Raw genomic sequence first — 21248 nt, 5'->3', positions numbered from 1 at the left:
TATGAAATACTTATTCTTTTATTTGTTTCTATTCCTGGGCGAACTGACAGTTACTGCACAGCATATGTTTTTTAGGCAATTCCCTTTCTTGAACCAGTTATCTTCTAATGAAATACAAGACATTCATCAAGATAGAGAAGGGTTTCTTTGGATTGCTACAACGAATGGTTTGGCAAGATATGACGGCTATAGGCTATTGAATTTCCGTTCCGACTATAGAAATCAGAATCTGTTGGCAGATAATGCGATTATAAATATAGATGATAATAGTTTATATGTGTGGATTGCTAGCTGGGGAGGAATAAATTTGTATGATAAACAAACGTGCCGTATTCTTCCTTTTCCAGATAAAAGATTTCAAAATCATCCTGTTAATTATGTGGCAGTCGATCAAGCAGAAAATGTTTGGGTTGCTTCTGATGGGAGAATATACAGATGTGATTCGACTGCACATATTGTGAAAGAATATGACCTTGTAACTTCAGCAGGAAAAAATCAAGGTGGCATACAATCCATCTATATAGATAAGAAGAACCGGATTTGGATAATAGCTACAACAGGGGTATTTGGATATGATTCAACAATGGATGTTTTTATACATTATCCATGTCCTAAAATAGAGGCAGCAGCCTATGTTATGTATCAAGATAGTTCTGATAACTATTGGCTTGGAACATGGGGAGGTGGATTATGGCAATTTTTCCCGGATAAGGAAGGGGAAGAGTGTTATAAGCAATATAAGATGATTGATTCAAATATAAATTGGGCAGAATCGACAATTTATAGTATAGAGCAAGATGATACATTCGGCTATTTATGGATGCTTTCTTATGCAGGACTTTATGTATTTAAGTATACAGATGCGGGGGTATTAGAAATGGTGGATATTCACAATTTAATTGATACACATATGATGTACACTCGCATATGTAAAGATAGAGAGGGGAATTTATGGTTAGGGTCTTATGATACAGGTTATACAATTCTTTTTAATAATCCTAATGTGGGTAATTTCCCTTTACTCCAGCTAAAGAAAAAACTTGGTTGGGATACTAATATCCTAAATCTTTCTTTAGATAATGATAGTATCATGTGGTTTGAGCAGGATAGACATGGATTGTGTTTGTATAATTTGTCACATGATTTATTTGTTGATAGTGGTATTGGAGAGGTTAATATAATAAAGAAGTCTCTTCATAAACCAGGAGTATGGGTTAATTCAAGAAATGAGCCGCATGTGATGAGGTTGACTCAAAAAGATATGAAAGTACAAGTAGAAGAAGATATTTTTGTTGCTGAGGGGGGAGTTGGCGATTTAATTGAGGATAATGAAGGGAATCTTTGGATATCTGTGTGGTACGGTAACTTGAATGTAAAGTGTCCTGATCGTGAATCATTAGTAGTTTCAGAGGAGAATATTCCCAGAATATCTTCTCTGGCAAGTGATATGGAGGGAAAAATTTGGGGAATATCGTATGATAGGCAGATTTATCGTTTAACTTGTACTAATAATCGTATTTTTTGCGAATTAAAAGGGGGGATTTCTATACTTTCAGAAAAGGAAATAGTAGATGGAATTTGTTTTGATAGAGAAGGGTGCTTGTGGTTGAACACTTCTTTAGGGAGAGTTCTCAGGTCCGATAGGACAATGCAAACATTTGAAAATGTACCATTGGATAATGTGATAGATGATTGTACAGTATTGGGGATACTATCAGACAAGGATAATGTGTGGATTATTACTAATAAAAAAGTTCTCCAGTATAATATTAATTCGCAAACTTATCTGAACTATTCTACTGCGGATGAAAATGTAATGGTAGAAGTCTTCCGATATAAGGCGGTTAGCTTAGATGGACAAGGAGGTTTGTATGTAGGTGGGCATAAGGGATTTATAAATATTCGGACTGATAGTGCTTTATCTGTGAATGAAGTAATCTCACACTTACATGTTACAGATATTAAAGTGGAAGATAAAAGTATCTTTTTTGATAATGTTTCAGAGGAAAACACTATAAACCAAATTACTTTGTCTCCGAACGACCGGAATGTTGAAATATTCTTTTCTCCACTTCTGTATTCGACGAAAACTAAATACCGGATGGCATATCGTTTGGAAGGTATGGATAATGATTGGATCTGGTTAGATTATGGTAAATTTTCAATTTTTTATAATCACTTGCCAAAAGGGACATATAAACTTCATTTGAAGCTGGAGTCTGAACGGGGGGAGTGGATAAAGGATGAAGTGATATTGACCATAATTAAAGAACCTGCATATTATGAAACTTGGTTTGCTTATCTTTTGTATATTGTTCTTGTCGCGCTATGTTTCTACCTTGTTGTTTACCTTTATATCCGTCGTATGAAGTTAAAGAGTGAGATTAAATTGAAGGAAGAGCTGACACGAATGAAATTGACTTATTTTACTAATGTTTCTCATGAATTGCTAACTCCTCTTACAGTAATTTCTTGTATTACGGACTATTTTGAGCAAAAAATTCCGACTGCCCGTCAGCAATCTGTGATGCTGAGGGCAAATGTGGATAAATTGAAACGGCTGATACAACAGGTACTTGACTTTCGTAAGATGGATATGGGGAAGCTGAAATTGAATGTTTCAGAGGGAAATATACGAGAGTTTATAGTGAATATCTGCAAGGTTAATTTTATGCCACTTGCTCAAAAGAAAAATATCACGTTAGAGGTTAATGCGGATATGGAGGAATTATGTGGTTATGTAGACTTTGATAAGTTGGATAAAATATTACATAATTTGTTGTCGAATGCTATTAAGTACACACCTGACAATAAATTCATACGTGTTAGAGTGGAAGTTGTTAATGAGGAAAAGCATCGAATGTTAGTCGTAAAAGTGAAGGATGAAGGTATAGGAATCTCCGCTAATGAGATAGAACATATTTTTACCCGTTTTTATAGTAACAAGAAAAATAGAAGAATTGAATCGAATGGCATAGGGCTCTCGTTAACGAAAGACTTGGTCAATATGCATCATGGCACTATAGTGGTAGAGAGTGTTTTAGGACAAGGTTCATGTTTCACGGTAAAACTTCCGATTGATAAAGAAGAATATACTTCAGATGAGTTGCTCAATGAAACAATGGTACTACAAGCTGATATGGATGAAATAGTTGTAGATGATTATGTTTCGATTGGTGATATGGACCAGTTTACCATTTTACTGATTGATGACAATATAGAATTATTGTCTGTTATGAAAGAAATGTTTAAGGAGCGATATAGAGTGCTGACTGCTGTAGACGGGCGGACGGCCTATGATAAGTTGAATAACAATGAAGTGAATGTGATTATCTGTGATGTTATGTTACCGGATATTAACGGTTGGGAACTTTGTACCCGCATAAAAGGTGATTTACGTTTTAATCATATTCCTGTGATTATACTTACAGCGAGGAATGGAGTTGATGATCGAATAGCAAGCTATGAAGCAGGTGCAGATGGATATATAGCCAAGCCATTTGAATTGAAGATACTCTTTGCACGAGTGGATAATTTGGTTAGGGCCTCAAAAATGCGACAAATAACCTTTCGTAAAGAAGAAAAATTGAATTTGGAAAGCCTCGCTTATCCTTCGGCAGATAAGCAATTCTTGCAGTCTATTATTGATAGTATTGAGCGACATTTGGAAGATGTAGAATACGATTTGGAACAGCTATCAGTGGAAGTTCATATGTCCAAATCTACCCTGTACCGTAAAATTAAGTCTATGACTGGAATGACACCTCTGGACTTTGTGCGGAATATAAAAATGAAACATGCTTGTATGATGTTACTCAATCGGACGCAAAATATATCTGAAATAGCTTATGCTATAGGTTTCACCTCACCCAAATATTTCAGTAAATGTTTTAAGGAAGAATTTGGAGTTACTCCAAGTGAATATTTACAGAAACATGATGGTGTTCATGGGTAGAAAACTGCAATTGAACTATTTTGGTCCATCTTCTGACATATAATTATCCCCTTGATTCATATTCCGAAATTTATCTTTGTTCCCAAAATTTTAGGAATAATAAAAAGGGAATATTATGGTAAGAAGTATTAGGAAAAGTACGGTAAGTATTTTATGTTTTTGTTTATTTGTTAATTTATCCTTGGCTTTTTCTCAGGAAAGTGCAAATGGATTGAGATTACATTATGACTATCCCGCAGAATATTTTGAAGAAGCTCTTGTTATTGGGAATGGGACAATGGGAGCTACTGTATATAGTGGAATAAAAAGGGATAAAATCTCACTCAATGATATAACACTCTGGACAGGGGAGCCTGATAGTAAGATTACTGCTCCGAATGCTCACAAAGCTATTCCTGAGATTCGAGCATTACTTGATAAGGATGATTTTCGTGGTGCAGATAAGGCAATGACTAAAGTGCAGGGACATTTTAGTGAGAACTATCAGCCCTTAGGTACTTTAACTATTGAATATTTGGATAATGTGGAAGATATTTCTGCTTACCAAAGATGTCTTAATCTTAGTGATGCTACGGTTCACGCAGAATATCTGAAACAGGGGAAACTGTTTAAAACTGACTATTTCGCTTCTGCACCTGATTCAGTAATTGTGGTTAGACTTCAGTCTGATGATGATAGTGGGATTCATGCAGTCCTTTCTTTCGACTCACCTTTGCCGCATGCGCCAATGGCATTAAATAATGAAATATCTGTTGACGGTTATGCTGCATATCACTCTTATCCTAATTATTATGATGGGACTAAGGATAAGCATTTGTATGATCCGGATCGGGGAATTCATTTCAGAACGCTTATTCGTGTATTGGCACCAGACGGGTTGATAAAAAGTTTCTCTTCAGGTAATATAAAGATAAATGGTAGTAAAGAAGTTCTTATTCTCATAGCAAATGCCACAAGCTTTAATGGTTTTGATAAAGATCCGGTAAAGGAGGGTAGTGACTATCGTAATATTGTGACTAGGCGTATGAACTTTGCTGCTGATAAAACTTATGATGCATTGCGCAAGTCTCATATTGCTGATTATAAATATTATTTTGATCGTGTTAAACTTAATTTGGGAAAGACAGATATGGATATTGCTGCAATGTCTACTGATAAACAGCTACGTCTGTATGCTGATGAACAACAGAATAATCCTGAATTAGAGGCTCTTTACTTTCAGTTTGGACGCTACTTACTTATTTCCAGCTCGCGCACTCCGGGAGTACCCGCTAATTTACAAGGCTTATGGAATGAGAGTATACTTCCTCCCTGGAGTTCTAATTATACGACTAATATTAATCTTGAGGAGAATTACTGGGCTGCTGAAACTGCTAATCTAAGCGAAATGCATCGCCCCTTGATGGATTTTATGGTTAATCTTAGTAAAACTGGTACAAAGACAGCAAAAGCATATTACGGCGTAACTGATGGTTGGTGCTTAGGACATAACTCAGATATTTGGGCTATGACTTGCCCCGTAGGGTTGAGTACTGGTGATCCTTCGTGGGCCTGCTGGACGATGGGTGGAGCATGGTTGTCAACTCATATTTGGGAGCATTATCTTTTTACCCAAAATAAAGATTTCTTAAGAAAAAATTATCCGGTACTAAAGGGAGCCGCTACCTTTTGTCTAAATTGGCTTACCGAAAAAGATGGATATCTCCTGACTTCACCTGGGACTTCTCCTGAGAATAAATATTTGACTCCTGATGGTTATGCAGGAGCTACTTCTTATGGAAATACCTCTGACCTTGCTATGATACGTGAGTGTCTTCTTAATGTTCGGAAGGCTGCTGAAGTTCTTAAATTTGAGAAAAGTTTCAGGAAACAAATAGATAAAGTTCTTGAACGGTTATTTCCTTATCAGATTGGTGAGAATGGTAATTTACAAGAATGGTTTCATGATTGGCGGGATGAAGACCCACAGCATCGTCATCAATCACATCTTTTGGGGCTTTATCCGGGGCATCATATTTCAGTTTCTAAGACTCCGGATTTGGCAAAAGCCTGCGCTCGTACACTTGAAATTAAGGGAGATGAGACTACAGGATGGAGTACTGGTTGGCGTGTGAATCTTTTTGCACGTTTGTGTGATAGTAAGAATGCCTATCATACCTATCGTAAACTTCTTAAATATATTAGTCCTGATAATTATAGAGGTAAAGATGCACATCGTGGAGGGGGGACTTATCCGAATCTGCTTGATGCCCATTCACCATTCCAGATTGATGGTAATTTCGGAGGATGTGCAGGAGTTATTGAAATGCTTATGCAATCATCTTTGAATTCTATAACCCTTCTTCCAGCACTTCCTGAACAATGGAAAGATGGTAGTGTGCAAGGGATTTGTGCCCGTGGCGGTTTTGTTGTTGATATGGAATGGAAAGATAGAAAAGTAATCTCTTTAGTTGTATCTTCAAGAAATGGAGGAAAAACGAAGGTTTGTTTTAACGGCATATCGAAGAATATAAGTCTTAAAGCGAATGAAAAACGAAAGTTGTTGTGATATTCAAAAGAAATTAGTTCTCGGAGAAAAATCCTTTATCATAGTTATCTTGCTTTTAATTGATAGGATAAAATCTATTCATTAGGGTATCAAATAGTGTCATGAATGGATTTTGTCCTATGTGTGACATGTTTTTAAGACCATTCCCTAGCCAAATGTGATTTACTTTGTTTTCAAATCATTAAAATTAATATTATGAAAGTAGTTACTGGATTGATTCTTTTTGTTCAGCTCGATGAAGAAAAATGCGAAATTGAAGTGAAGGTTTCTGCCGAAGGATTACAGAAGGCTTTTATTGTGATAAATGCGTATTAGTTTTATGTATAGAAGACGAATAAAGTAATAACCAGAATATATATATATTTAAAGACTCTAATTTAATATTTAAACTTTAATCTAGTAAGATGATGAAATCAGTATTATTAAAAAACAATCGGCGATTCATTACTGGTCTGCTCTTTTGCACTGGTTTTGTTTGCAGTTATCCGTCTGCTGTCATAGCGAATTCGGATAATTCTTCAGTGCAAACAATCACTCAAAGCAAAATATCCCAGAAACGTACTTTAGTGGGGACAGTAGTTGATGCCTCTACCGGAGAAACTTTGATTGGGGTAAATGTAAAAGTAAACGGAGCAGAAGGCGGTACTATTACAGATGTTGATGGTAAATTCCAGATTGATGTAACTAGTAAGACAGAGTTAGTATTCTCTTATATTGGATATAAGACACAGACTTTAGTGGTAGGTGACCTTGGTGTGATAACCGTAAAAATGGATTCGGACAATGAAATGCTAGATGAAGTTGTAATTGTAGGACAAGGTACACAGAAAAAGGTTTCAGTAACGGGTTCTATTGCTACGGTGAAGGGGGCCACGTTGAAGGCACCTTCTTCTTCTCTGACCAGTTCTTTTGCAGGAAAACTCTCCGGAGTTGTATCTATGGTAAACAGTGGCGAACCGGGATCTACCTCTGAATTCTATATTCGTGGTATTAATACTTTTGGCGGAGTTGCCACCCCGTTAATTCTGTTGGACGGAATCGAAATCTCATCTTCTGATTTAAATCGTATTCCAGCAGAATCTATTGAAAGTTTTTCTTTGTTGAAAGATGCCTCGGCAACAGCCATTTATGGTAATCGTGGTGCAAACGGTGTTATGCTGGTAACAACAAAGAACGGGCAGGAGAATACGAAAGCTACTGTGAATGCTTCATTGGAGGTATCTTATTTTAAGCCCACGAAAGTGACACAGTTTGCAGATGGTGCTACTTTTATGAGAAGTTATAATGAAGCAGCACAAGCAAGAAGTCTGGTTCCGATTTCATCTCCCAAGTATACCGAGGAGCAAATTCTGAATACTGAATCAGGTATTAATCCTTATGTGTATCCCGATGTAGACTGGTTCGATTTAATTTTTAAAAAAGGTAACTTTAACCAACGTGCCAATGTAAATGTACAGGGTGGCGGTTCTCGTGTAACTTATTATATGAGTTTACAAGCTAACCATGATGCCGGGTTGCTTGATGCACCAAAGTACTATTACAACAATAATATCAATAACTGGCAATATAATTTTCAGAATAATATTTCCTATAAATTGACTAGTACTACAACTGTAGATTTACGAATGATGGCTCAGATAGGTAATCTGAAAGGTCCCAACTACTCAACTTCGGATCTGTACAAGTCCGTCATGCGTGCTAACCCTGTTGCTTTTCCTGCTTATTTCCCGCAACAGGAAGGGGATGATGGATTTATCCGTTTTGGTAACATTGAAGTAAAGCCTGGCAAATTTGGACAAAACCCGTATGAATATATGATGAGCTCATACAAAGAAGTTAACTTCAATACTTTGAATACTTCGTTGAGTTTGAATCAAGATTTAAGTTTTATTACTAAGGGATTAACAGCAAAAGCCTTGGTAAATTTTAAAAACTGGTCAGAATCCTCCTATAACCGTTCTATTACATCTTACTTTTATAAAGTAAAAGAAGGTTCTTGGAATCCGGATACAAATGATTATGAAATGCAATTATTACGTACTGGTGATCAGTATTTGAGCCAGTCCGATATAACTCGTAACTCTGATCAAACATTTTATTTTGATGCACGTTTGGACTGGAAACGCAGCTTTTCTGAGCATAATCTGACGGCTATGGTGATGTATATGATGCGTGAATATCGTAATGGTGTATTGCCGAATCGTAATCAGGGGTATTCCGGACGTCTTACGTATGACTATGCTAATCGTTATTTATTTGAGTTTAATTTCGGTTACAATGGTTCTGAACGTTTGGCATCCGGTACTCGTTTTGAATTCTTTCCGGCAGCTTCTGTCGGTTGGGTTGTAAGCTCTGAGAAGTTTTGGGAACCCATATCTAAGTATATTAATCATTTTAAGTTGAGAGCATCCTACGGTTTGGTTGGTAGTGACTCATTTGACGGAAGAGCTCCCCATTTCTTGTATCAAAATGAAGTCACCATGGGCTGGGGGCCTAATTTCTGGACAGGGCTTCCTACGAATGAGACCTCAAAAAGCGGACCGGCATTCGATATCTTGGCTATACAGGATGCAGGATGGGAACATGTGAAGAAATTTAATTTGGGAGTTGATTTATCTTTGTTCAATCAGTTGAATGTTACATTCGAATATTTCCATGATATTCGTGACCGGATTTTGATGGCACGTGCTTCCTGGCCGAATATGTTAGGATATTGGGGATCATTACCTTGGAGTAATATTGGAAAGGTAGAAAATCATGGTGTTGAATTAAGTGTGAACTGGTCGAAGCAGATTGCAAAAGACTTAATGGTAGATTTCCGGGGTAATTTTACATATAATCAGAATGAATATAAATATGTAGATGAACCGAACTATCCGTATGTGTGGCAGACTAAAACGGGTAAGCCTCTGAATACCTTTACCGGCTACATAGCCGAAGGTTTATTCACTAGTGAAGAGGAAGTCGCTAATTGGGCAGACCAATCGCAGTTGGGTACCAATATCATGCCAGGTGATATCAAGTATCGTGACATAAATGGCGATGGTAAGATAACTACTGAAGATCAGGTGTTACTGTCCCCTTATAATCATATACCCCGTATACAATATGGTTTTGGTTTAAATATAATTTATAAGAACTTTGATTTTGGCGTTTTCTTTAATGGATCTGCTAAGCGTAAAATCACCATTAATAGTGGAATTGCTCCATTTCTTGCCAACGGTGGTGATGGAACAGAAGATGAAACCGTGGAAAGGAATTTGATGCAATGGATTGCTGATGATCACTGGTCGGTAGACAATCCTAATCCTAATGCTGGGTTTCCTCGTTTAGGTATTAATAAATCAGATGTTACCAACAATCTTCAGAATAGTTCATATTGGTTGCGTAACGGAAACTTCCTTCGTTTTAAGACATTGGAAATCGGTTACCGTTTGCCATACTGTCGTATTTATTTTAGTGGAGATAACCTGGCAGTATTCAGCCCATTCAAGTTATGGGATCCTGAGCTTGCTTGGAACGCTTATCCTTTACAACGCACTTTTAATTTGGGTGTTCAATTCACATTTTAAATAGAAATCTTTTAATACATTATTGAAATATGAAACTTATATATAAAATAACCAGAATGACACAGGTTCTAATAGCTTCCTGTTGTCTGGTATCATGTGACTATCTGGATGTAATTCCACCGGCTCAGCCTGATTTTAAAGATACGATGAAGGACCAAGAGGCTACGTTGAAGTTCTTATATAGTTGCTATGGTGCAGTTCCACGCTCTACGGTCTATGGTTATAATGCTTTTGAGAGATCTGTGGATGAGACAGCTGCTCCACCTCAATTCTCAAATTATCAGCAGCAAGTGGCTTGGGGAGTTATTTCACCTTCTTATTACAATGGTTGGGGAGGTGATGATGCAAATATTTGGACCCCCAGCTATAATTATATTGGATACATCCATCATTTTCTAAGCCTGATTGATGAACTTCAACCTACGGGAGTAACACAAGAGGATAAGGAAGAATATAAAGCTGAATGTTATTTTTTGGAAGCTTATTATCACTTCCGGGTTTTGCAAGCTTTTGGGCCCTGTCCTATTATTCCCGCTAAAGTAGACCCTAACATTGCAAATACAGAAATTCCCGGACGTTCACACTTTGATTATTGCGTTGATTATATAGTGGGCAAGTTGGAACAGTCAGCTAATGTGCTACCTGCTACACGATCTACTAATTATTTGGGACGTGCCACTTCTACAATGGCTAAGGCTTTGAAAGCCCGTGTGTTGTTATATGCAGCTTCTCCCCTGTGGAACGGTTCATTCCCTCATCCGGAATGGAAGAATGAAGAATATGAGACCCCAGGATATGGAAATGAATTGGTGAGCATGAGTTATAACCGTGAGAAATGGACACGTGCCCTGACTGCTTGTCAAGAAGCATTGACTGCTGCTAAAGAGGCAGGACATCAGCTGTTTGATATAGAGACAGCAAATAAAAAGGCTGAACGCGATGATTTGGGGTTACCATTTATTCCAGGAAAAGAGGAGGATACGGAAGAAAACCGTTTATTTAAAGAACGTGTACGTATGTTCCAATATTTAGTAACTGCTAATGAAGGTGATAGTAATAAAGAACTTATTTGGGCACAACGTATTTCGGAAGACGAAAATAATAAAGGGCAAGGAGTTGAAGAACGTTTACCCAATAAAGTTACGAAAAAGAGTAATGGTATTTATGTAGGAGGTTGGGCGAGTGTCGCGCCTACATTGTATTCTGTACGGCATTTTTATACAGAGAATGGTAAATTGCCAAGCCAAGATGCTGATTTCTGTCCGGAATCAGAGTGGTATACCCGTTTCTATGAAGGGGTGGAAAGTCCTTCATTAACTACAGACAATTTGGACCAGGAAGACGTAAAAAATGATATTATTAAGTTACATGCTAACCGTGAAGCTCGTTTTTATGCCTGGATTGTATTTGACGGCTGCCAATATGCCCAAAAAATAAATAACGGCAGCTCTTTGTGGATGAATTTCAAGAATACCAATACGAATGGATTTAATACAGGAAGTCCGCGTAATTGTGTAGGAACAGGTTATCTTTCTAAGAAGTTCATAGATCCGAATATCTATTTTGGAGCAGATGGTACTCAAACTTATACTGCTTCTAGACGACCAATTATCCGTATGGCAGAGCTTTACTTGAATTTAGCGGAGTGTCATGCAGCATTGGGCAATACAACAGAAGCCCTTGCAAATTTGAATGAAATCCGTCAACGGGCTGGAATCAGTGATTTGACGGAAAATGACCTGACCAGCAGTATGTCCTTGACGGATTGGGTACGTAATGAGCGCTTTGTGGAGCTTTTCGAGGAAGGACACCGTTACTATGACTTGCGTCGTTGGACCACTGCGCCGGAGATGCTTAGAGCCGGCACACGTTATGGCTTGAATGGTTTTAGAGTTAATTCCAGTTTTGAAGATTTCAATAAACCGACATTGATTGACCAACCTTTCAAATGGGATGATAAGTTGTATTTGCTTCCGGTTTGGTCAAGGGAAGGTATGGATGAACTATACAGTAATCCCCAGTTGGTGCAAGCACCAGGTTATTGATTAACTAAAAATAATGCTTTATGAAACTAAAAACAATTTTATTGACAGGTAGCTTGATTGTGTTAGGTGCCTGCGGTGATTCAAAATATGACTTGGATAAATTGGTACCTGAAGTGTATCACAAAATATTGTATGTGAATAATAGTGGTAAACAATCACTGACTCTGTATGATACGGAGGATGATAATAAATATACATTCTCAGTTATCAAATCAGGAAGTGATCCTTATCAGGCAGCCAGTGTTACCGTCAATGTGATGACACAGGCAGAACTTGATAAGGAATATAGTGAACCGGAAGGAATAAACTATCAATTAATAGATGCGAGTTGTTATTCACTGGATGTTACACGTTTGGACTTCTCACCTGCTGACCGTTATAAATTGGTTAATATCTCTCTGAAACCTCAGAATGTGAAAGCCATGATGGAGAATACTCCGGACGCTGTATGGGTACTTCCTCTGCAAGTTAGCAGTGAAACAGATTCCGTCAATGCTGATAGATGTGAGTTGTTCTTGCGACTGGAGGCTGTGGTTTCACCAGCAATTGGATTCACAGATTCGTCTTCAGAATTGGAACAGAAGGAGTATGGTTCTGTATCTACATTTATAGAAAAAATAAAATTCGGTCTTGATGTAGATAATAAGTGGGACTTGGAGTGTCAGTTTGCAGTAGATCAGGACTATGTCGCAGAATATAATCTGAACAACGGTACTTTTTTCAGAACTTTACCTGAAAGGACTTATACAGTGCCGGAAACAATGACACTTATCGAGGGAGTTACTACTGCAGAATTAGAAGTCGCAATAAAAGGAGAGGACTTAGAGCCTGGCGATTATATGTTACCTGTAAGGCTTACAGGGATTTCTCAGTTTGAGGTTTCAGAGGAGAAGGCTCTATGTCTTTTGATCTTCCGCATAATGGGACATAAATTGGAACGTACAGGCTGGACCGCAGAGGCTACCTCTGAAGAATTATCCGGTGAAGGTGCAGTGAACGGAAGGGCTGGGTGTGTATTGGATGATGATCTTTCCACATTCTGGCATTCGAAGTGGCAAAATGGAGAAGATAAACCTCCGTATGAGCTGATTATTGATGCTCAGAAAGAGTATACCTTTACTCAGCTGGCTATGGTACAAAGGGGAAATGGATATACTGATACAGGACTTTGCAAGTATTATGTAAGTTCCGATAAGATAAACTGGATAGAGATCGGAGCTTTCTCCATGGAAGAAATCGCTGATGTTCAGTTTTTTGGAATAAAATCGTCAAAAGGCCGTTACATCAAAATCAGAATAGAAAGTAGTTATAGATACGGCTATTGCTCTTTATCTGAGGTGTATGTTTATGGCTTGGAATAGAAGATAAGTAATAATACTCGAACGGTTAGATCGGAGGTATGTTATAGCACTTTTAACTGCCTCCGATAACAAGACCTGTCTGATATCGCTTTCTTATATACATTTTAATTTACTTGATGAGGGCAGTAACGAACTTACCGGATGGAGAAACTATCGGAATATAATAGTAGGTATAATTAATTGCAATCAAAGAATTATATAATAAAAAGAAAAAATTATGAGTTTATTAAGGAAAGCATGGGTGATACTGATTACTGTTATGATCAGTTCGTGTCATACGGAAACGCTTGATGTCGTTTCTCCTGACGGGAACTTGAAGGTCACAATGGAATTTGCAGAGGAAAGTGCCTATGATGAGATTGTTTTTTCAGTGGATTATAAAGGTGGACGTATTCTTTCCTGTTCAAAACTAGGTTTGGAAACAGACGCACGAAAATTAGCCGGAAACTTGAAATTGAAATCCGTTTCCGATGTAAAGCGTGTAACCGATGACTACAAGATGATAACGGGAAAACGTAGCCATTGTGTGAACGAAGCTTCCGAAAGAGTCTATTCTTTTGAGAATGAATCGGGCCAGATACTGGAAGTTGCATTCAGGGTGTATGATGACGGAGTTGCCTTTAAATACAGAATAAATGCCGTTGCCGATGAGGAACACGTTATTCATGAGTACACCACATATACTGTTCCGGAAGGAGCCAAAAGGTGGATACAGCAGTATGATCCAGGTTACGAAAAGTTTTTTCCGCTATCCACGGATGGAAAGCTTGCCGACCATCCGGAAGTTGACTTTTGGGGCTATCCTGTACTTGTTGAACCGCAGGATTCAGTGTTCATGCTGATAACGGAAGCAAATATCAGGCGTGGGCATTGCGGTTCTTTCCTGTATAATGGCGATCATCGTGATAGTTATCGGGTGCGCCTAGCTGACAAGCAGCCGGTTGGTGATGGTCTGTGGGAATCTCCCTGGCGGCTGCTTATCATAGGAGACTTGTCCGATGTGGTAGAATCTACATTGGTGACCGATGTTTCCGACCCTTCTAAAGTAGAGGATACGGAATGGATAAACCCCGGTATGGTATCGTGGATTTACTGGGCATATAATCATGGTTCCAAAGATTATCAGAGAGTGAAAGAATACATCGACCTGGCTGTCCGCATGAAGTGGCCTTACGATCTGATTGACTGGGAATGGGATGAAATGGGAAATGGAGGTAACCTTCAGGATGCAGTGGAGTATGCTTTGGAGCAGGGCATTAAACCGTTACTATGGTATAATTCGAGCACAAGCTGGCTTGGTCCCGGTCCCTTGTATCGGCTGAATAAGAAAGAGGATCGAGAGAAGGAATATAAATGGTTGAGTGACATAGGGGTTGCCGGTATTAAAGTAGACTTTTTTACGGGTGATAGTGTTACTACCATGAACTATTATATGGATTTACTTGAAGATGCGGTGAAGTATAAACTGATGATTAATCTTCATGGTGCTTCTATCCCTCGCGGCTGGCAACGTACATACCCTCACATGATGTCGGTGGAAGGAGTATATGGTGCAGAGTGGTATAATAACAATCCGATATTAACCGCCCAGGCTGCCGAACATAATGCCACGTTGCCTTTCACAAGAAATGTGGTAGGGTCTATGGACTACACACCGGGAACTTTTTCCGATTCACAATATCCGCATATCACATCGCATGGGCATGAACTTGCATTACCCGTGATTTTTGAGTCGGCTTTGCAGCACATGCCCGATAGACCTTCAACTTATGATAATTTACCGGAAGCGGTAAAACACCTTTTATCGGAACTGCCCACAGCTTGGGATGATACGAAACTTCTAGCTGGTTATCCTGGAATTGAGGTAGTTATGGCACGACGTAAAGGCGATGTATGGTATATTGCAGGTATCAATGGTACCAATGAACCGAGAATGCTTCGTGCGTCTCTGAAAAATATTCCTGTAAGTGGCAAAAAAATCTCTTTGTTCAAAGACGGAACCGATGACAGAAGCTTTGCTATTGAAGAAAATATTTCTTTGTCGGACGGACAAACTGATTTGGAAATAAAATGTTTACCGCGTGGTGGATTTGTGGCTATGATAAAGTGAAGTCTAGGTTATCGTAATGATGGAGAACTTAGAGAGTGAATAAACAGAATATTGTTTGCAGTATACTTGTAATAGAAATCTGTCGCATGTTATAGTGAATATGCATGCGGCAGATTTGCCTTATTAGCGTAGATAGAATTGGTGATGACTCTTAACAGGAAAATATTAAGTTCTGTAAAAGCTTAAAATAGAATGAATTTTGGAGTTTTTTTATACCTTTACCTTTTTATTGTGTATTTTATAATGAATAAGTTGGCTTTTACTTTGCTACTTTAAGAATATGCCTTGGGGATTAACTGGCTTTTGGGATAAGATTAAAAGGTAGCCAATGTATATTGAAGATTGTTATAATTAAACTTAAATCATATTTATATTATGAGAACAGCAAGCAAATTACTTTTTTCTTGTGTGATGCTATTCACATTACTGCCGGACGCTTTTCTTCACGCTTCCGACAGAAAAACTCTTTTCGATAAAGATTGGAAATTCCATTTAGGTATTGTGGCCAATGCCGAACAGCCGGAATATAATGACAGTCGTTGGAGAGTTCTCGATCTTCCTCATGATTGGAGTGTAGAACCTCTGCCTTTTCAAAAAGAAGGTATTACTGCCGGTCCTTTTTCACGTATGAGTGAAGGAGATATCGATACGGGACAGACTGTGGGTGGCGAAGGCTGGTATAGAAAGGAATTAACTCTCTCTGCTGCTGATGCCGGCAAACGTATTGTGCTCTATTTTGAAGGGGTATATAATCAGTCCGAGTTATGGGTAAACGGTAAGAAAGCCAACTTCAATGTTTACGGATATACTTCTTATAAAGTAGACATTACTCCTTACCTGAATGCTCCCGGCACTCCGAACACAATTGCTGTGAGAGCGGTAAATGCCGGACGCAATAGCCGTTGGTATGCCGGTTCAGGTATCTTCCGCCATGTATGGCTGATAAAGACAGATAAGCTTTATCTGGATAAATGGGATACTTTTGTCGATGCTTCCGAACTCCGGAAAAAGGATGCTGTAATTAAATTCTCTACGATTATACATAATGAGGGCCTGCAAAATAAATCAGGTAAAATAGGTATTAAAATATATTCGCCCGACGGAAATGAAGTGTTTTCAACTTCTCAGGGCGTAGAGCTTTCCACGGAAACTCCGGTGGCAACATCTTTCTCCATTAAAAAGCCCGAATTATGGTCAGTAGATACTCCTGTGCTTTACACTGCGGAAGTATCTCTCTCTTCAAACGGAAAGGAATATGATAAGATTTCTGTTCCTTTCGGTATCCGTACCCTCTCTTTCTCAGCAGAGAAAGGCTTTCTGTTGAATGGCAAATCCTTGAAGTTAAAAGGCGGTTGTATACACCATGACAACGGACTCTTGGGAGCCGCTGCCATTGACCGTGCCGAAGAACGGAAAGTGGAACTTATGAAAGCCAACGGTTACAATGCTATCAGATGCTCACACAATCAGGTGTCCGAGCATTTCCTCGATGCCTGCGACAGATTGGGTATGCTGGTAATTCACGAGACCTTCGACCAATGGCAGAAACCAAAACGTGAACAGGACTATCACCAGTTTTTCGATGAATGGAGCGATTATGATTTAGCAGCTTCCGTTCGTCGTGACCGGAACCATCCTTCCATCATTATGTGGAGCATCGGAAATGAGGTGGAACAACGTGCTGATGAACCTGAGGGAGACTTGATCTCTAAAAGACTGGTGAATACTGTCCGTAAGTATGATACTTCTCGCTTCACTACCATCGGCTCCAATGATTTCTGGGACAGACGTCAATACAATTGGGATAAGGATTCTTACCGGGTCTTCAAAAATCTCGATGTGGCCGGCTATAACTATATCTGGCGGAAGTATGAGAGCGATCACGCTGCCTACCCCGATCGTATTATCTACGGTAGTGAGTCTTATCCGAAAGAAGCTGCCCAGAACTGGAATCTGGTGGAGAAACATCCCTATGTAATAGGTGATTTCGTGTGGACTGCCATCGATTACCTGGGTGAGGCCGGATTGGCACATGCCTCGTATTTGGGAGAAGGTGAGCATGACACACAATTCATGGGTTGGCCCTGGTATAATGGTTGGTGTGGTGATATTGACCTTTGCGGTGACAAGAAGCCTCAATCTTATTATCGTGATGTACTGTGGCGCGAACGTCCTATTACTATGGCAGTTCATGCCCCTGTTCCCGAAGGCAAAAAAGAAGTGGTAAACGGATGGGGCTGGCCTAACGAACTGGTAAGTTGGAATTGGAAAGGCTGTGAGGGGCAAACGATGAAAGTGAATGTATACAGTCGCTCCCCGAAAGTGAAGCTTTATCTGAACGATACACTCATTGGAGAGAAAGAGACAGGTAAAGAGGACTATACCGCTACTTTTGAAGTGCCTTATGAACCGGGAACTTTGAAAGCTGTAAATTCAAAGGGTAAGGAAGAGTTTGTGTTAACTACTGCCGGAGAGCCTGTCGCTATTCGTCTGACTGCCGACCGGAATAAGATTAGAGCCTGTAAGAATGACCTTTCTTATGTCAAGATAGAGTTGGTAGACAAAGACGGAAACGTAGTTCCCGATACTTCATTGCCTGTCAAGATTGAGTGTATGGGGAAAGGAACCGTCATTGCAGGTGGAAATGCAGCTTATGATGATATGAAAAGTTTCCGCTCGCTCACCCCCAATACTTTCCGGGGAAGAGCCATCGCTATTGTGCAACCCAATGAAGAGAAGGGTGAAATACAAGTGAAAGTCTCTGCTGAAGGTCTGGAAGATGCTTCAATTGTGATTGTTACTAACTGAAAAAATGATTGTGGATTAGGAACGCGAAAAGTGTTGCAAAATAAGATAAATATTGGAAGATAACTTTTGGCTGTTACACTTTAACTTTGATAAGGAAAACTGCCGTTAGACTATTTGAATTGGGTTGGCTTTTAGATAATGAAAGTCAACCCAATTTATAAATAGCCATGAAAAGAGTGTGATTTTTACCTCTAAATCAGGAATGTTTCTCCGTTTTGGCCTAAAAATTGCTTTTTTTGGCAAGATTGTGACTATTCTGATAGAAAGACATGGCTTATCTTTGTGAACAAACATTATATATCTAATACCGATTAATAAAACAGGCGTATGAAAAAGTTTTTTTTATGCTCTGCCGCGGCTGCTTTACTATTGAGCGCCTGCAATAGCATTGCACCGAAAGAAGAACTTGTAATCAATCTACAAGAGAAAGGAGCCGAAGTAGCTCCATCCATGTACGGAATCTTTTTCGAAGAAATTAATCATGCAGGAGATGGTGGCTTATATGCCGAGCTGGTAAAGAACCGTAGCTTCGAAGAACTGGAAATGCCCGAAGGCTATTATGCTGAAGGAGATGTACTGCATCCGAAGAAAGTCTGCAACCACATGTCAGGTGAAGTGCGGGAAGGAAGTTTCCGCTGGACTACCGAGCCTGTGCCGGGGTGGAACCTGAATACTCAGGAAACTGCTCATGCAGAGATGAAACTGACGAAAGAAAATCCCAAATATCCGACAGCACCCAATAATCTGAAAGTAACCATCAAAGATGCCTCGACTCCTGTCCGCCTGATTAATGGAGGATACTGGGGCATGAATCTGGTAAAGGAAGATTCTTATCTGCTGCGTACTATTCTTCGCACTTCTGCCGACTATAAAGGAAAAATAACTGCCCTGCTGTTGTCCGAAAAGGATGAAGTACTGGCTTCTGCCCCTATTGAGATAAGCGGAAGCGGTACGTGGAACGATGTTCACCAGATGATGAGACCCGCGGCTACCGATGCGAAAGGAAAACTGGCTCTGGAATTTGACGGACCGGGTACGGTTTACGTGGACTATGTATCCCTCTTCCCGGAGAAGACTTTCCGTAATCGTCCGAATGGCTTGCGGAATGATGTAGCAGAAATGCTGGCAGGTCTGCAACCGGCATTTGTACGCTGGCCCGGTGGTTGTGTAGTGGAGGGCATCTCATTGGAGAACCGCTTTGAATGGAAGAAAACCTTGGGTGATCCTGCTGCACGGTCGGGAGAATACAGCACATGGGGATATCGTTGCTCATACGGTTTCGGATACTATGAAATGTTGCAGTTCTGTGAGGATATAGGTGCAAAGGCGATGTTTGTCTGCAATGTCGGGCTGGGTTGCCAGTACCGCATGGGAGATGCTTCGCCTGAGAATAAGATTGCTTACTATCTGGACGACTGTATGGATGCTATAGAATATGCCATCGGCGACGTCACCACCGAGTGGGGTGCTAAGCGTGCCGAGCAGGGACATCCCGCCCCCTTCCCATTGCAGTATGTTGAGATTGGCAATGAAAACTGGGGCGATGAGTACGACAAGCGCTTCGATATCTTCTATACCGCTATCAAAGAGAAATATCCCGAACTGACCTTGATTTCCAATCATGGCTTGGGCGGAACAGGTAAGATTGCCAAGACAGATATGATTGATCCGCACTGGTACGTCAATCCCGAATTCTTCTTCCAGAATACAAAGATTTTTGATAACCATCCGCGTGGAAAATACGATGTGTATGTAGGCGAATATGCTTGCAATGCCAATGTGGGTGGAGGTAACCTGCGTGCAGCCCTTTCGGAAGCAGCTTTCATCTCCGGCATGGAGCGTAATGGTGATCTGGTGAAAATGACTTCCTATGCTCCGTTATTGGAAAACCGGAATGACCGTTCATGGGCTGTCAACCTCATCTGGCTGGATACGGATCAGGTGTTAGGGCGCAGTTCTTACTATGTGCAGAAGATGGCTGCTGAGAATCGTCCGACCTATAATGTAAAGAGCAATCTGACTATGAGCGCTCCTCAGCAGATGGAATATAGTGCAGGACGCTTCGGCTTTGGTTCATGGAATACTCAGGTAGAGTTTAGTGACGTAAAAGTGACTCGTGCAGACGGAACAGCCGTTCCTCTGGATCTTGCTAAACCTGCTGAGCAGAAGGGTACATGGAATTTGAAAGACGGTTTGTTAAGCCAGACTTCTCTGGAAACACCCACGAAGTATATCGTAGATGGTTTCAGCGGCAATGAGTTTACGCTTGAGTGCAGAGTCCGCAAGACGGGTGGTCACGAAGGTTTCTTTATCTATTTCGGCTTGTCGGAAGATAATAAGAAGGGGTTTGTGTACAATGTTGCCGGATGGAACAACCAGACTACAGCTATCGAAGGAGTTGCAGAAGGTCGCACGACCGGTGTGGTTAGCGACAGGGTGGCGCAATCTCTTGAAAACGACCAGTGGTATGATGTAAAGATGGTGGTTACTCCGCTGAAGAGTGAACTCTATATGGATGGTAAGCTGATCGTATCTTATTCACCGGAAACAACGCCGCTTCAGTTCTTCTCTTCGGGCTATGATGAAGCAACCGGTGAGTTGATTGTGAAAGTAGTGAATGCTGAGGCTGAAGCTTATCCGTTAAGAATAAAACTGGAAGGAGTGAGCAAGGTAGAGAAAACTGGTAAAGTGATTTCTTTGTCAGCAGCCAACGATATGGAGGAGAATTCCTTTGAAGAACCCATGAAGATTTCTCCGCAGGAGAGTGAGTACAATGGTTTCGGAGAAAGTTTTGACTATAGTTTTCCACCGTTTTCATATACCATATTGCGTCTGAAAGCAAACTAATT

The 21248-nt window shown here is 39.9% G+C and carries 8 protein-coding genes; all 8 read left to right on the top strand.

All coding sequences use genetic code 11. The features are described from left to right. The first annotated feature begins 1 nt into the window (after position 1). The 8 genes from DW036_RS21505 (at position 2) to DW036_RS21470 (ending at position 21246) form a co-directional block, all read left to right on the top strand. A complete protein-coding gene (locus tag DW036_RS21505; protein ID WP_118466132.1) occupies positions 2-3955 on the top strand; it encodes a hybrid sensor histidine kinase/response regulator transcription factor in 3954 nt (1317 codons plus the stop codon). 115 nt (positions 3956-4070) lie between these two features. Then, positions 4071-6503 (top strand): glycoside hydrolase N-terminal domain-containing protein, encoded by a 2433-nt coding sequence (locus DW036_RS21500; RefSeq protein WP_118466131.1) that lies wholly within the window; start codon positions 4071-4073, stop codon positions 6501-6503. A gap of 407 nt (positions 6504-6910) precedes the next feature. Further along, positions 6911-10075 carry a TonB-dependent receptor gene (locus tag DW036_RS21495; RefSeq protein ID WP_118466149.1) on the top strand — a complete coding sequence of 1055 codons (3165 nt, stop codon included), beginning with the start codon at positions 6911-6913 and terminating at the stop codon, positions 10073-10075. Positions 10076-10104: 29 nt separating this feature from the next. Further along, positions 10105-12120 (top strand): RagB/SusD family nutrient uptake outer membrane protein, encoded by a 2016-nt coding sequence (locus tag DW036_RS21490; protein ID WP_118466130.1) that lies wholly within the window; start codon positions 10105-10107, stop codon positions 12118-12120. Between the two features lie 20 nt (positions 12121-12140). Then, entirely contained in the window at positions 12141-13481 is a 1341-nt protein-coding gene (locus tag DW036_RS21485; RefSeq protein WP_118466129.1) for a BT_3987 domain-containing protein, read from the top strand. Positions 13482-13698: 217 nt separating this feature from the next. Then, complete coding sequence (locus DW036_RS21480) at positions 13699-15591, top strand: glycoside hydrolase family 97 protein (protein ID WP_118466128.1); 1893 nt, start codon at positions 13699-13701, stop codon at positions 15589-15591. A 375-nt stretch (positions 15592-15966) separates the two neighbouring features. After that, the gene (locus tag DW036_RS21475) at positions 15967-18399 is read left to right on the top strand and encodes a glycoside hydrolase family 2 TIM barrel-domain containing protein (RefSeq protein ID WP_118466127.1); all 2433 of its coding nucleotides are present in this window, start codon (positions 15967-15969) and stop codon (positions 18397-18399) included. A 327-nt stretch (positions 18400-18726) separates the two neighbouring features. Next, complete coding sequence (locus DW036_RS21470) at positions 18727-21246, top strand: alpha-L-arabinofuranosidase C-terminal domain-containing protein (protein ID WP_118466126.1); 2520 nt, start codon at positions 18727-18729, stop codon at positions 21244-21246. Positions 21247-21248 lie beyond the last annotated feature (2 nt).

The organism is Bacteroides sp. AF39-11AC (assembly GCF_003474285.1).
GTDB lineage: Bacteria > Bacteroidota > Bacteroidia > Bacteroidales > Bacteroidaceae > Bacteroides.
This window is presented reverse-complemented; position numbering and strand designations above follow the sequence as displayed.

Coding starts and splice junctions, on each gene's coding strand:
- DW036_RS21505 (WP_118466132.1), top strand. CDS start 2: ATGAAATACTTATTCTTTTATTTGTTTCTATTCCTGGGCGAACTGACA.
- DW036_RS21500 (WP_118466131.1), top strand. CDS start 4,071: ATGGTAAGAAGTATTAGGAAAAGTACGGTAAGTATTTTATGTTTTTGT.
- DW036_RS21495 (WP_118466149.1), top strand. CDS start 6,911: ATGAAATCAGTATTATTAAAAAACAATCGGCGATTCATTACTGGTCTG.
- DW036_RS21490 (WP_118466130.1), top strand. CDS start 10,105: ATGAAACTTATATATAAAATAACCAGAATGACACAGGTTCTAATAGCT.
- DW036_RS21485 (WP_118466129.1), top strand. CDS start 12,141: ATGAAACTAAAAACAATTTTATTGACAGGTAGCTTGATTGTGTTAGGT.
- DW036_RS21480 (WP_118466128.1), top strand. CDS start 13,699: ATGAGTTTATTAAGGAAAGCATGGGTGATACTGATTACTGTTATGATC.
- DW036_RS21475 (WP_118466127.1), top strand. CDS start 15,967: ATGAGAACAGCAAGCAAATTACTTTTTTCTTGTGTGATGCTATTCACA.
- DW036_RS21470 (WP_118466126.1), top strand. CDS start 18,727: ATGAAAAAGTTTTTTTTATGCTCTGCCGCGGCTGCTTTACTATTGAGC.